The organism is Streptomyces diacarni, from assembly GCF_003323715.1.
Taxonomy (GTDB): Bacteria; Actinomycetota; Actinomycetes; order Streptomycetales; family Streptomycetaceae; genus Streptomyces; species Streptomyces diacarni.
Genome location: NZ_QOIN01000030.1, coordinates 1 through 14,202, shown reverse-complemented (window position 1 = coordinate 14,202; position 14,202 = coordinate 1). Strand labels below are relative to the sequence as shown.

General features: G+C 69.8%; 5 protein-coding genes, 1 tRNA gene and 2 rRNA genes. 1 reads left to right on the top strand and 7 read right to left on the bottom strand.

Annotation, left to right across the window (positions count from 1 at the left end):
* Positions 1 to 232 precede the first annotated feature (232 nt).
* From DTL70_RS05730 to DTL70_RS05720, 3 genes are all read right to left on the bottom strand, one after another.
* Positions 233 to 2,989 carry an FtsK/SpoIIIE family DNA translocase gene (locus tag DTL70_RS05730; RefSeq protein WP_114020760.1) on the bottom strand — a complete coding sequence of 919 codons (2,757 nt, stop codon included), beginning with the start codon at positions 2,987 to 2,989 and terminating at the stop codon, positions 233 to 235.
* A gap of 110 nt (positions 2,990 to 3,099) precedes the next feature.
* On the bottom strand, positions 3,100 to 3,795 hold the full coding sequence (locus DTL70_RS05725) for a response regulator (protein WP_114020759.1): 696 nt from the start codon (positions 3,793 to 3,795) through the stop codon (positions 3,100 to 3,102).
* Between the two features lie 248 nt (positions 3,796 to 4,043).
* On the bottom strand, positions 4,044 to 9,707 hold the full coding sequence (locus DTL70_RS05720) for a HAMP domain-containing protein (RefSeq protein WP_114020758.1): 5,664 nt from the start codon (positions 9,705 to 9,707) through the stop codon (positions 4,044 to 4,046).
* A gap of 452 nt (positions 9,708 to 10,159) precedes the next feature.
* Between DTL70_RS05720 and DTL70_RS05715 the strand changes: the two genes are divergently transcribed.
* On the top strand, positions 10,160 to 12,793 hold the full coding sequence (locus DTL70_RS05715; RefSeq protein WP_245979043.1) for a SpoIIE family protein phosphatase: 2,634 nt from the start codon (positions 10,160 to 10,162) through the stop codon (positions 12,791 to 12,793).
* A gap of 75 nt (positions 12,794 to 12,868) precedes the next feature.
* On the opposite strand, the gene DTL70_RS05710 is transcribed toward DTL70_RS05715, so the two are convergent.
* The 4 genes from DTL70_RS05710 to DTL70_RS05695 form a co-directional block, all read right to left on the bottom strand.
* Positions 12,869 to 12,941 (bottom strand) — tRNA-Thr (locus DTL70_RS05710).
* Between the two features lie 154 nt (positions 12,942 to 13,095).
* Entirely contained in the window at positions 13,096 to 13,782 is a 687-nt protein-coding gene (locus DTL70_RS05705) for a DegT/DnrJ/EryC1/StrS family aminotransferase (RefSeq protein WP_114020792.1), read from the bottom strand.
* Positions 13,783 to 13,879: 97 nt separating this feature from the next.
* Positions 13,880 to 13,996 (bottom strand): 5S ribosomal RNA (rrf, locus tag DTL70_RS05700).
* A 120-nt stretch (positions 13,997 to 14,116) separates the two neighbouring features.
* Positions 14,117 to 14,202 (bottom strand): 23S ribosomal RNA (locus DTL70_RS05695); the annotation flags it as partial.

The following is a 14,202-nucleotide window of genomic DNA, read 5'->3' as shown; positions in this document are numbered from 1 at the left end:
AATCGGCGCGCGGGTGCACCGTCGCGGTCTCTTTCCCTCAACTTGACGTATGGACCACGGAAACGGTTGCCTCGCTCGTCCTTTCGAGTGAGCGAGACGTCCGCCGAGTGCAGCACCACGGCCGCCGAGGCGGGTGCCGCGGCCGCCGGAGGGCGCGGACCGGGCCGCGAGCAGGCCTCGTCCCCGTGTCCGCCTCCGCGGCCGTCTGCCCCGCGGTCCGCGCCCGGGCCGACTACCCCCCGCCGCCCCGGATCGTCGTGAGCACCCCGTCCAACTCGTCCGGCTTGATCAGCACGTCCCGGGCTTTGGACCCTTCGCTGGGGCCCACCACGCCCCGCGACTCCATCAGGTCCATCAGCCGTCCGGCCTTGGCGAAGCCCACCCGCAGCTTGCGCTGGAGCATCGAGGTGGAACCGAACTGGGTCGTCACGACCAGCTCCGCCGCCTGGCAGAGCAGGTCCATGTCGTCGCCGATCTCCTCGTCGATCTCCTTCTTCTTGCCCTGCCCCACGGTGACGTCGTCCCGGAAGACGGGCGCCATCTGCGCCTTGCAGTGCTCGACGACGCCGTGGATCTCCTCCTCGTTGACGTAGGCGCCCTGCATCCGGGTCGGCTTGCTGGCGCCCATCGGCAGGAAGAGGCCGTCGCCCTTGCCGATCAGCTTCTCGGCGCCCGCCTGGTCGAGGATGACGCGGCTGTCGGCCAGGGAGGAGGTGGAGAAGCCCAGGCGTGAGGGCACGTTCGCCTTGATCAGCCCCGTGACCACGTCCACCGAGGGGCGCTGGGTGGCGAGCACCAGGTGGATGCCCGCGGCCCGCGCCAGCTGGGTGATCCGCACGATCGCGTCCTCGACGTCGCGCGGGGCCACCATCATCAGGTCCGCCAGCTCGTCGACGATCACCAGCAGGTACGGGTAGGGAGCCAGCTCCCGCTCGCTGCCCTCGGGCGCCGTGATGCGCCCGGTCCGCACCGCCTCGTTGAAGTCGTCGATGTGGCGGAACCCGAACGCCGCCAGGTCGTCGTAGCGCAGGTCCATCTCGCGGACGACCCACTGGAGCGCCTCGGCGGCCTTCTTCGGGTTCGTGATGATCGGCGTGATCAGGTGCGGGATGCCCTCGTAGGCGGTCAGCTCCACCCGCTTGGGGTCGACCAGCACCAGCCGCACGTCCTCCGGCGTGGCCCGGATCATCACCGAGGTGATCAGACAGTTGATGCAGGACGACTTGCCGGAACCCGTGGCACCGGCGACCAGGATGTGCGGCATCTTCGCCAGGTTGGCCGAGACGTAACCGCCCTCCACGTCCTTGCCGAGTCCGACCAGCAGCGGGTGGTCCGCCTCCATCGACTCGGCGGAGCGCAGCACGTCACCGAGGTTGACCATCTCGCGGTCGCTGTTGGGGATCTCGATGCCGACCGCGGACTTGCCGGGGATCGGGTTGATGATCCGCACGTCCGGGCTGGCGACGGCGTACGCGATGTTCTTCGCCAGCGCGGTGATCTTCTCGACCTTCACGCCGGGGCCCAGCTCGATCTCGTACCGGGTGACCGTTGGGCCGCGCGTGAAGCCGGTGACCGCTGCGTCGACCTTGAACTCGGTGAAGACGGTGGTCAGGGACGCCACCACCTGGTCGTTGACCTCGCTGCGGGAGCGCCCCGGGCCACCCCGCTCCAACAGGTCCAGGGACGGCAGTGAGTAGGTGATGTCCCCGGCGAGCTGGAGCTGCTCGGCACGCGTCGGAAGCTCGGTGGGTTCGGGCGGCGCGGGCGCCTTGGTCAGGTCCGGGACGGGAGTGCCCTCGGTGGACTCCTCGTCACCGCCGCCCGCGGACTCGCCCCGCGCCCCCGGCACCGTGGCGTCGCCGGACGGGTTGCGGCGGCCCTTGCCGCGGGACCTGGCCACGGAGCTGGTCAGGTCGGCGACCACCGGCGACGGCTGGATGCCGTTGACCACGGCCCCGTCCAGCGACGCGGCAGCCGCGGCGGCCACGTCCACCGCGTCCAGGGTGTGTTCGACCCCGTCCTCGGCCTCGCTCTCGGGCAGCGGCTGCTGCGTACCGGCGCCGCGCCTGCCCTTGCGCGCTGTCCTGCGGCGGTCGAGCGCCTCCTTCTCCGCGAGGGCCGGCTCGATCTGCTCCTTGCGCATGCTGTGCGCGCGCCGGGACGGACGGGAGGCCTCCTCCTCGTCCTCGACGTCGTCGTAACCGGGTACCGGCTGTACGACACCGAGCCGCACCCCGACGGCGTGCAACCGCTGCGGAATCGCGTTGACCGGCGTCGCCGTCACCACCAGCAGCCCGAAGACCGTGACGAGAACCAGCAGCGCCACCGCCAGCATCTCGCCGACGGTGAAGATCAGCGGCCGGGACACGGCCCAGCCGATCAGGCCGCCCGCGTCCCGCAGCGCGTCACCGCCCGCTCCCCTGCCCGGCGCCCCGCAGCCGAGGTGGACCAGGCCCAGCACCCCGATGAGGAGCGCCGAAAGCCCGATGACGATGCGGCCGTTGGCCTCCGGCTTCTCCGGATGCCGGAACAGCCGTACCGCGATCACCGCGAAGAGTATCGGCACCAGCAGGTCCAGGCGGCCGAAGGCGCCGGTCACCAGCATCTCCACCAGGTCGCCGACCGGGCCCTGCAGATTGGACCAGGTCCCCGCGGCCACGACCAGCGCGAGACCCAGCAGCAGCAGGGCCAGACCGTCCTTGCGGTGTGCCGGATCCAGCGCCTTGCCGCTGCGCCCTATCCCGCGGAAGATCCCGGCGACGGCGTGCGCCAGACCCAGCCAGCACGCCTTCACCACCTTCAGGACGCCGCTGGTGGGGGACGGCGCGGCCTTCGCCTTGCCCTGGGGCGGCTTGGCCGCGGCCTTCTTCGCGGGCGCTTTCTTGACAGGCGCCTTCTTCGCCGGGGCCGCTTTGGCCGCCTTCGGGGCAGCCTTCTTCGCGGGCGCCTTCTTGGCTGCCTTCCCTGTTCCCGACGCGCGTGAGGCCATAGGTGTGAGGTTACCTGTGCCGGGCACCCGAGGCACGGATGACCGGGGGGATCTGACCAGCCCGCAGCTGTGGCGCCGTCAGACAGGGTGGGACGCCCCGCCCGACGCCGTCAGTTCTGGGAGGGCACCTGGGTCGAGTGGTCGCCGTCCGTGCCGGGCTCCAGAGCGTCAAGTGCCCGGCGCAGCCCCGCGAGTTTGCGCTCCAGATGCGCGGCGGTGGCGGCTGTCGCCGCGTCAGCCGAGTCGCCCAACTGCTTGGTGAGGGCCTCGGCCTGCTCTTCGACGGCCGCGAGCCGTGCCGACAGCTCGACCAGCAGGCCAGAGGCCTCGCCGCCGTCCTCGGACGGGTCCGCGTGCTGCCGGCCGCCGTTGCCCTCCAACTGGCGGCGCAGCAGCGACGCCTGCTCGCGCAACTGCACGTTCTTCATGTACAGGTCGACGAAGACGGAGACCTTCGCTCTGAGCACCCAGGGGTCGAACGGTTTGGAGATGTAGTCGACGGCGCCCGCCGCGTAGCCGCGGAAGGTGTGGTGCGGGCCGTGGTTGATGGCCGTGAGGAAGATGATCGGGATGTCGCGGGTGCGCTCGCGGCGCTTGATATGCGCCGCCGTCTCGAAGCCGTCCATGCCCGGCATCTGGACATCCAGCAGAATGACCGCGAAGTCGTCGGTCAACAGCGCTTTGAGCGCTTCCTCCCCTGACGATGCCCGCACCAGCGTCTGATCGAGCGCGGAGAGAATCGCCTCCAGCGCCAGCAGATTCTCCGGCCGGTCATCGACCAGGAGGATCTTGGCCTTCTGCACCATGGCCCGTCCTCCTCGCCCCGGCAGCCTCTCGGACGCCGCCCCTGGGAGCGGCTCTCTGTCGCCGCCGCCCGTCCTTGTGCCGGTCATGGTAGCCGCACCCTGCGGTCCGCCACACCCTGTCACCGTGATGTCACTGTGCACGTAGCAGAAACGCCCCAGGGGACCAAAAGGTTCCCGGTTTACCGTGCCGCCACACGCTTTTGACCACAGCGAGTCAGCACGTGGTCCTCAGCGACACGGTGCCACATTCACCCGCCGTTGATCCACCGCCTCATGACGGACAGCAGGTGATCGGTGTCCACCGGCTTGGTGACGTAGTCCGAGGCGCCCGACTCGATACTCTTCTCCCGGTCGCCCTTCATCGCCTTGGCGGTCAGCGCGATGATCGGCAGCCCCGCGAACTGCGGCATCTTCCGGATCGCCGCCGTCGTCGCGTAGCCGTCCATCTCCGGCATCATGATGTCCATCAGCACCACCGCCGCGTCGTCGTGCTGCTCGAGCACCTCGATGCCCTCACGGCCGTTCTCCGCGTAGAGCACCTGCAGACCGTGCTGCTCCAGCACGCTGGTCAGCGCGAACACGTTGCGGATGTCGTCGTCGACGATCAGCACCTTGCGGCCCGACAGATCGCTCGCGCCCCCCGCACCCGCGACCGGCGCCTCCTGCCCCTCCCTGGGAGCCGCCTGGGCCCCGCCGGAGGACTCCGCGGTCCGCTCGGCCTCGTCCGCGGCGCCGCTCTGTTGCTCAGCCGGCGCCCGTCCCGCGACCGCGCCGCCCGACGCCTGCGAAGCGGCCGGCTGCGCCTCCGGCGGCAGTTCGGGCTGCGCCTGCCCGCTCGCGTCCCGCAGCCTGCGCCGGTCGGCCAGCGTGTGCGCGGCCTCCTCGGCCGTCAGCTGCGGTCCAGGCGCCTGCCCGGCCCCGGGCTCCTCGCCGCCTCCTGCGGACTCGCCCGGCGCGTCCGCGGACGTGCCCGGGGCACCGGCCGACGTCCCCGGCGCGCCCGCGGACGTGCCCGCCCTGAGCTCCGGCAGGGCCGTCGTGGCCGCTCCGCCGGCCGGCAGCTGCGCGTACCCCTGCGGCGGCAGTTCACTCGGGTGCAACGGCAGGTACAGCGTGAACGTCGAGCCGCGGCCCGGCTCGCTCGCCGCGAAGATCTCACCGCCGAGCAGCCGAGCGATCTCCCGGCTGATCGACAGTCCGAGCCCGGTGCCGCCGTACTTGCGGGACGTCGTGCCGTCCGCCTGCTTGAACGCTTCGAAGATGACCCGCATCTTGCTCTGCGCGATCCCGATACCGGTGTCGGTCACCGAGAAGGCGACCAGCTCAGCCTCCGGGTTCCGCAGCGAACCGTTCTCCAGCATCTGCTCGCGGATCGCGTCCGGCACGTCGGTGCGCGCCGAACGGATCACCAGCTCGACGGCGCCGCTGTCGGTGAACTTCACCGCGTTGGACAGCAGGTTGCGCAGCACCTGCAGCAGCCGCTGCTCGTCGGTGTGCAAAGTGGCGGGGAGTTCGGGCGAGACGCTCACCGAGAAGTCCAGTCCCTTCTCGACCGTCAGCGGCCGGAAGGTGGCCTCCACGTAGTCCACCAGCTGCACCAGGGCGATCCGCGTCGGGCTGACGTCCATCCTGCCCGCCTCGACCTTCGACAGGTCGAGGATGTCGTTGATCAGCTGGAGCAGGTCCGAGCCCGCGCCGTGGATCGTCTCGGCGAACTCCACCTGCTTGGGCGTCAGGTTGCTCTCCGCGTTGTCCGCCAGCAGCTTGGCCAGGATCAGCAGCGAGTTGAGCGGAGTGCGCAGCTCGTGCGACATGTTGGCCATGAACTCCGACTTGTAGCGCATGGAGACGGACAGCTGCTCCGCACGCTCCTCCAGGACCTGCCGCGCCTCCTCGATCTCCCGGTTCTTGATCTCGATGTCGCTGTTGGTCTGTGCGAGCTGTTCGGCCTTCTCCTCCAGCGCCGCGTTCGACTCCTGGAGCGCCTTCTGCCGGTTCTCCAGCTCCGCCGAGCGGTCCCGCAGCTGCGAGGTCAGTTCCTGCGACTGTTCCAGCAGCCGCTCGGTGCGCATGTTGACACTGATGGTGTTGACGCTGGTCGCGATCATCTCCGCGATCTGGTTCAGGAAGTCCTTGTGGATCTGCCCGAACGGCTGGAAGGACGCCAGCTCGACCACGCCGAGCACCGTTCCCTCGAAGATGACCGGGAGCACCACCAGGTGCGCGGGCGGTGCCTCGCCGAGACCGGAGGAGATTTTCAGATACCCGGAGGGCACGTTGCCCATCTCGATGGTGCGCTTCTCCTCGGCCGCCGTTCCGATCAGGGACTCGCCCGGCAGGAAGGAGGTGGGCATGGTGTCCGTCGAGTAGCCGTAGCTGCCCAGCATCCGCAGCTCGTACGAGCCGTTCTCGCCCGGCCCCGCGCCCACGCCCCCTGCGCCCTCCGGGGTGCCTTGGGGAAGGGCGACGAAGAAGGCGCCGTGCTGCGCCGAGACCACCGGCGTCAGCTCGCTCATGATGAGCCCGGCGACGTCACGCAGGTCGCGGCGGCCCTGCATCAGGCCGGAGATCCGCGCCAGGTTGCCCTTGAGCCAGTCCTGCTCCTGGTTGGTCTGCGTGGTGTCGCGCAGGTTGGCGATCATCGTGTTGATGTAGCCCTGGAGCTCCAGGATCTCGCCCGCCGCCTCGACGTCGATGTGTACGTTGTGGTCGCCCCTGGTCACCGCGGTGGCCACGTCGGCGATCGCCCGCACCTGACGGGTGAGGTTGGCCGCCATCTCGTTGACGGAGTCGGTCAGGTCCTTCCACGTCCCCGCCACGCCAGGCACCCGCGCCTGGCCGCCCAACTGGCCCTCGGTACCCACCTCGCGGGCCACCTGGGTGACCTGCTCGGCGAAGGTGGAGAGCTGGTCGACCATCGTGTTGATGGTCGTCTTGAGCTGGAGGATCTCCCCGTTCGCCTCGATGTCGATCTTCTTGGTCAGGTCGCCCTTGGCGATGGCGGTCGTCACCATGGCGATCTGCCGCACCTGTCCGGTCAGGTTGGACGCCATGGAGTTCACCGACTCCGTGAGGTCCTTCCACGTGCCGGCCACGCCCTGGACGCGTGCCTGGCCGCCCAGCACACCGTCCGTGCCGACCTCGCGCGCGACCCTGGTGACCTGTTCGGCGAACGAGGACAGGGTGGTGACCATCGTGTTGACCGTGTCCGCGAGCTGCGCGACCTCGCCGCTGGCCTCAACGGTCACCTTCTTCGTCAGGTCACCGCCCGCCACCGCCGTGGCGACCTGCGAGATGTTGCGCACCTGATTGGTGAGGTTGTTGGCCATGATGTTGACGTTGTCGGTCAGGTCCTTCCAGATACCCGACACGTCACGCACCCGCGCCTGGCCGCCCAACTGGCCCTCGGTACCCACCTCGCGGGCCACCCGCGTCACCTGCTCGGCGAACGAGGAGAGCGTGTCCACCATGGTGTTGACCGTGGTCACCAGGGCCAGCACCTCGCCCTTGGCGTCCACGGTGATCTTCTTCGACAGGTCGCCCTGCGCGACCGCCGTGGTGACCTCGGCGATGTTGCGCACCTGGCTGGTCAGGTTGTTCGCCATGAAGTTCACCGACTGCGTGAGGTCCTTCCAGGTGCCCGAGACACCCTTGACCTCCGCCTGACCGCCCAGAATGCCCTCGGTGCCCACCTCACGGGCCACCCGCGTGACCTCCTCGGCGAACGAGGAGAGCTGGTCGACCATCGTGTTCAGCGTCGTCTTCAGCTCCAGGATCTCGCCCCGGGCGTCCACCTCGATCTTCTGCGACAGATCACCCCGCGCCACCGCAGTGGCCACCTGCGAGATGTTGCGCACCTGGCCCGTCAGGTTCCCCGCCATGCCGTTGACGGAGTCCGTCAGATCGCGCCAGACACCGGCCACCCCCGGCACCTGCGCCTGGCCGCCCAGCCGGCCCTCCGTACCCACCTCACGGGCCACCCTGGTGACCTGCTCGGCGAAGGCGGACAGCTGGTCGACCATCGTGTTGATGGTGTTCTTCAGCTCCAGGATCTCGCCCCGGGCGTCCACCTCGATCTTCTGCGACAGATCACCCCGCGCCACCGCCGTCGTCACCTGCGCGATCTGCCGCACCTGAGAGGTGAGGTTGTTCGCCATGAAGTTGACGGAGTTCGTCAGGTCCTTCCACGTGCCCGAGACGCCGTCCACCCGGGCCTGGCCGCCCAGCCGGCCTTCCGTGCCCACGTCCCTGGCCATCCGGGTGACCTGCTCCGCGAAGGACGAGAGCTGGTCGACCATCGTGTTGACCGTGTTCTTCAACTGGAGCATCTCGCCGGAGACGTCCACGGTCACCTTCTGCGACAGGTCACCGTTGGCCACCGCCGTGGTCACCTGCGCGATGTTGCGCACCTGGCCCGTCAGGTTGCGGAACGCCGTGTTGACCGAGTCCGTCAGGTCCTTCCAGGTGCCTGCCGCCCCCGGCACGGCCGCCTGACCGCCCAGCTCGCCCTCGACTCCGATCTCCCGCGCCACGCGGGTCACCTCGGCACCGAAGGAGGAGAGCTGGTCGACCATCGTGTTGACCGTGTTCTTCAGCTCCAGCATCTCGCCCGCGACATCCACGGTCACCTTCTGCGACAGGTCACCGTTGGCCACCGCCGTGGTCACCTGCGCGATGTCGCGCACCTGCGCGGTCAGGTTCCGGAACGCCGTGTTGACCGAGTCCGTCAGGTCCTTCCAGATCCCCGCGGCGCCCGGCACGGCCGCCTGACCGCCCAGCACCCCGTCGGTGCCCACCTCGCTGGCAGCGCGCGTGACCTCGTCCGCGAGCGTGCGCAGCGTGTCCGTCATCGCGTTGATCGTCTCGGCGAGCTGCGCCACCTCGCCCCGCGCGTTGACGGTGATCTTCTGCGACAGGTCGCCGTTCGCGACCGCCGTCGTCACCTGGGCGATCTCCCGCACCTGAGAGGTGAGATTGCCCGCCATCAGGTTGACGGAGTCCGTCAGGTCCTTCCACACGCCGGCCACGCCCTGCACCCGCGCCTGGCCGCCCAGCGCGCCCTCGACGCCCACCTCGCGGGCCACCCGGTTGACCTCGGACTGGAAGGAGGAGAGCTGATCCACCATCGTGTTGACGGTGTTCTTCAGCTCCAGCATCTCGCCTTCGACATGCACGGTCACCTTGCGTGACAGGTCGCCCTTGGCGACCGCCGTGGTCACCAGTGCGATGTCCCGCACCTGCGCCGTCAGCCGCGACGCCATGGTGTTGACCGAGTCCGTCAGGTCCTTCCACGAGCCGGACATGCCGCGCACCCGTGCCTGACCGCCCAGCTTCCCCTCGGTGCCCACCTCGCGGGCGACCCGCGTCACCTCGTCCGTGAACGCCGACAGCTGGTCCACCAGGCCGTTCACCGTACGGCCGACCCGCAGGAACTCGCCACGCAGCGGATGCCCGCCCCCCTCCGAACCGCGCGAGCGCAGATCCATCCGCTGCTCCAGGTCACCGTCGGCGACCGCCGTCAGCACCCTGCCGACCTCGGAGACGGGCCACACCAGGTCGTCCACCAGCGCGTTCGCCGCGTCGATCGCCGACGCCCAGGAGCCCTCGCAAGCGCCGGTCTGCAGCCGCTCTGTGAGTTTCCCCTCACGTCCCACCACGCGCCGCACCCGTGACAGCTCACCCGTCAGATGCAGATTCTGGTCCGCGACCTCGTTGAAGACAGCGGAGATCTCGGCCATCGGCCCCTCGCCCGTGACGGTGAGCCGCCGGCGGAAATTGCCGTCCCGCATCGCCGTGAGCGCGCCAAGCAGGCGGTTCAGCGCGGCGGCGTCGACCTCGACCGTTCCGCTCCTCCGGGACCGTCCGCCCTTCGCGCGCGTGTTGCCGCTACGCGCGGTTGCGCCAGACTCCACTGCCCCTCCTGCGGGTCGACCGTCCTTGCCCGGGCCGTTGTACTCCGAGCCTTCCCAGTGTTTCACCCTGTCCGAACCCGGCGATAACAGTTCGGCAGCATGGCATACCGCACTTCGTCGCGGGCCGCCCGGGGAAAACACCCGCATCCGGCAGCCACGCGCCAGGGATACGTAAGTAACCTGGCACCCGGCTGTCCGTTCACCCCCATACCGGCGGGTGCTCCGCCGGGTCCGCCGGGTAGGGGACTGGAGGCAGGGGGCAGCGGTGTGAGTACGACGGGCGACGGAGGGGCGCTGCGGTGACGCAGGAACGAAGCGCCGAGCGTGCGGGCTCTCCCACGGGGGCCCCGCCGGGGGCCGGTGTCTCACAGGACAGCCCGAGGGAAGATGCGAGCACCGTCGCGGCCCTGGCCGCGCAGCGCACACCAGTGCGCCTGGCCGACAGGACGTCCATGGGGAGAGCAGTGATCACCGCGCGAGCCGCCGCCACCTTCGAACCGGTCGGCCGCTCCGTCGCCACCGCCCGCGGCTTCGTGCGCGACACCCTCCAGGGGTGGGGCCTTGGCGACATCGTCGACGACGCCGTCGTGCTGACCAGCGAGCTGGTCACCAACGCCGTGGTGCACGCCGGTACGGCCGCCGAGGTGCTGTGCCTGCGCGACGAGGACGGCGTACGCGTCGAGGTCGTCGACCGCTACCCCGAACGCGAGCTCCCACTCCAGGAAACCCACCCGCAACCCGCGGGACCCGACCGTGAAGGGGGCCGAGGACTGCTGCTGTGCGCCGCCCTCGCCACCCGCTGGGGAGTCGACTACACGGCCGCGGACAAACGCGTCTGGTTCCGCCTCGACCTGCCCGAACGCCCGGTCGGCACCCGCACGGCAGGACCCGCGCTCCCCGACACCGCACTCCCGGTCACCGACACCCGCATCCGCGTCGCCGTCATCCAGGTGGACCGCAGCGGCTCCATCAGCTCCTGGAACGAGGACGCCGCCGACCTGTTCGACTACCCCGCCGAGCAGGTCGTCGGCAAACCGCTCACCGACTTCGCCGCCTGGCCCCACACCCCCGGCACCGGGACGGGCATCGCCGAAGCCCTGCGCCTCTCCCGCTGGGAGGGCTCCTACGGCATGCGCGGCTCCGACGGCAGGACCATCCCTGTCTACGCCTCCCACCTGCGCGTACGGGACAGCGACGGAGAGCCCTCCACCGTCTGCCTGCTGGTGCGCGAGCAGGAACGCGCCATCCTCCAGTCCCCGCCCCGCCTGCCCGCGCACGACAGCACCGGCACCGCCCAGGACTCCCAGGAACAGTCCTCCGCCGACCCCTTCGAGGTCTTCATCGGCTCCCCCGCCCCCGACGACCTCGACGGGCTCCTGCAACGCACCGTGGAGCGCGCCCGCGACATGCTCGACGGCGACGCCGCCTACCTGCTGCTCGCCACCGACGACGAGACGGAGCTGGAGGTCCGCGCCTCCACAGGGCTGCCCTCGGCACGCCAGCGCTTCGCCCGCGTCCCCGTGGAGACCGGCAGCGGCCGCTACGGATCGGCCCGCATGCCCTCCGTCCACGAGGACCTGACCGTCGTCCCCGGCGCCGCTCCCCTCCTCGACGGCACCGGCATGCGCTCCGTCGTCACCGTCCCCCTCAAGGTCGAGGGCCGGCTCACCGGCTCCCTCGGAGTCGCCACCGAGGGCGCGGGACGCTACTCCAACGAGGAGGCACTGCGCCTCCAGTTCGCCGCCGACCGGATCGCGCTGGCCGTCGAACGCGCCCGCCTCACCGAACTGGAGCGGCTGCGCCGCGGCTCGCTCTCCTTCCTCGTCGAGGCCTCCGACCTGCTGGCCGGCACGCTCGACCGCGACCAGACCCTCGCCCTCATGGCGCAGATGACGGTGCCCACCCTGGCCACCTGGTGCGCCGTCTACACCGTCGCCGACCAGGGCTCGGAGCCCAAGCTCTCCTACGTCCTGCACGAGGACGAGGACCGCATCGACAACCTCAAGGCCCTGCTCGCCAAGGTGGAGCCGCCCGAGCCCGTGCCCACCCCCGGCGCCCGCGTGTGGACCGCGCCGTCCGATGCCGCGCACTCGGCCGCGCTGCGCACCTCCCTGCGCAACGTCACGCTCAGCGGCGAGGACCAGCACCTCTCCTCCGGCACCACCCTCGCCACGGCGGCGGCCGTCGGAGGGGAGACCGTCATCCTGCCCCTGGTGGCCCGCAACCGCGTCATCGGCATGCTGACCCTCGGCAAACCCACCGACGAACGCTTCCGCCAGGAGATCCTGGAACTGGCCGAGGACCTCTCCCGCAGGGCCGCACTCGCCCTGGACAACGCCCGCCTGTACTCGGAGCGCACAGCCATCAGCCAGTCGCTCCAGCGCAGCCTCCTGCCGCCCGAACTGCCCGAGGTGGAAGGCGGCATCGAGCGCGAGGTCATCTACCGGGCCGCCGGCGAGGGCAACGAGGTCGGCGGCGACTTCTACGACCTGTTCGAGATCGCGGACGGCACCTACGGCTTCGCCATCGGCGACGTCTGCGGCACAGGACCGGAGGCCGCCGCCGTCACCGGACTGGCCCGGCACGCACTGCGCCTCCTGGCCCGCGAGGGGCTCGGCGGCCCCATGGTGCTGCAGCGCCTCAACGCGGCCATCCTCGAAGAAGGGGCGCGCAGCCGCTTCCTCACCCTCCTGTACGGCGAAATGCGCCCCCAGCACGACGGCAGCGCCGAGCTGAAGGTCGTGTGCGCGGGGCACCCCCTGCCGCTACGACTGCGCCAGGACGGCACCGTCGAGCCGGCCGCCGACCCCCAACCCCTCCTGGGCGTCATCGAAGACCTCGAACTGTACGAGCAGACCGTCACGCTCGACCCCGGCGACGTCCTGCTGTGCGTCACGGACGGCGTCACCGAACGCCGCGAGGGCACCCGCATGCTCGGGGACGACGGCCTGGCCGACGTGCTCGCCACCTGCACGGGCCTGAACGCGGGAGCGGTCGCTGCGCGCATCATGCGCGCCGTGGAACGCTTCGCCAGCGACGCGCCCTCGGACGATATGGCCATCCTCGCCATGAGGGTTCCGGAGTAACCCGCGCCCGGACCTCTCGACTGCCACGAAAGAAGGCCCCCGTCACCGACGGGGGCCTTCTCACTGCTTACGGAGAGCCCCAAAACGGAATCGAACCGTTGACCTTCTCCTTACCATGGAGACGCTCTGCCGACTGAGCTATTGGGGCGCGATCAGCGGTGACGATCTTACCCCATGTGCTGCTCCGCCCTCGACCGGCTGACATCCGTCGCGAACCGCTACGGAGCACTCGCGGATCGCGGAACGGATCGCCACGAATAGTTCGGCAGCGCTATGGGAAACAAAACCCGGCGCGAACGGCGTCACGACGCCCGTTCCCGCATGAGGCCGCCGAGCGCATTGCACGCCGAGACCACCTGATGCAACTCGCGCTTGCTCATCGCCGAGGAAAGCGGCAACGCCAGACATTCCTCCGCCGCCCGCTCCGAGACGGGCAGCCGCCGTGCCACCCGGAATTCGGGCATCCAGTGCGCGGGGGTCTTCACCGGCACATGACAGACCACGCCCCGTGCCCGCAGCGCCTGTTTGAACGCGTCCCGGTCGGGCCGCCCGTTCCCGGGGACCCGCACCACGTACCGGGTGACGGCATGCTCACCACCCTCCACGATCGTCGGCGCCACCACCCCCCTGAGCCGCCGGCCGAGGTATGCGGCGTACTGCCGCCGCCGCACCGCGTCCAACGCGTCGGCACGCACCATCGGCTCCCACTCGACAAGGGGGACGGACCGATCTCGCACGACCTCGTGCAGAGCCGTCATGTCCGCACTACGGCCGAAGAGGTGGACGGGCACGACGGCCGCGGTCCGCGCGGTCAGCACCTCAGCGACGGACGAGGGCGCGAGGCAGTACGTCTCGGCGTCGATGTCGGCGAAGACAGGCCGGGCTCCGAGCTCGCGCACTGCCCTGGCGATGTCGGATCCGCCGAAGGACGGCACCACGACCTCGCTACCGGCCCGGACACCCGCTGCGGTCAACTGTGGTGAACCCATGCCCGGATGATGTCCGCGCAACATGAACTGCCGGTGACCACGCACAAAAAAGTCGTGGTCCCTGAACTGACGTTCAGGGACCACGACTTCACATGTAGTTCGGCGGCGTCCTACTCTCCCACACGCTCCCGCATGCAGTACCATCGGCGCTGAAAGGCTTAGCTTCCGGGTTCGAAATGTAACCGGGCGTTTCCCTCACGCTATGACCACCGAAACTCTGATCGGGTCACCCGGATCTTTGATCCAGGTCCCGGAGTCTCAAAGCGAACAAGCACACTCTTCATTTAGAAGTGCGGTTATTGTCTCAGAACCAACACAGTGGACGCGAGCCTCTATGGACAAGCCCTCGGCCTATTAGTACCGGTCACCTCCACCCATTACTGGGCTTCCAGATCCGGCCTATCAACCCCGTCATCTCCA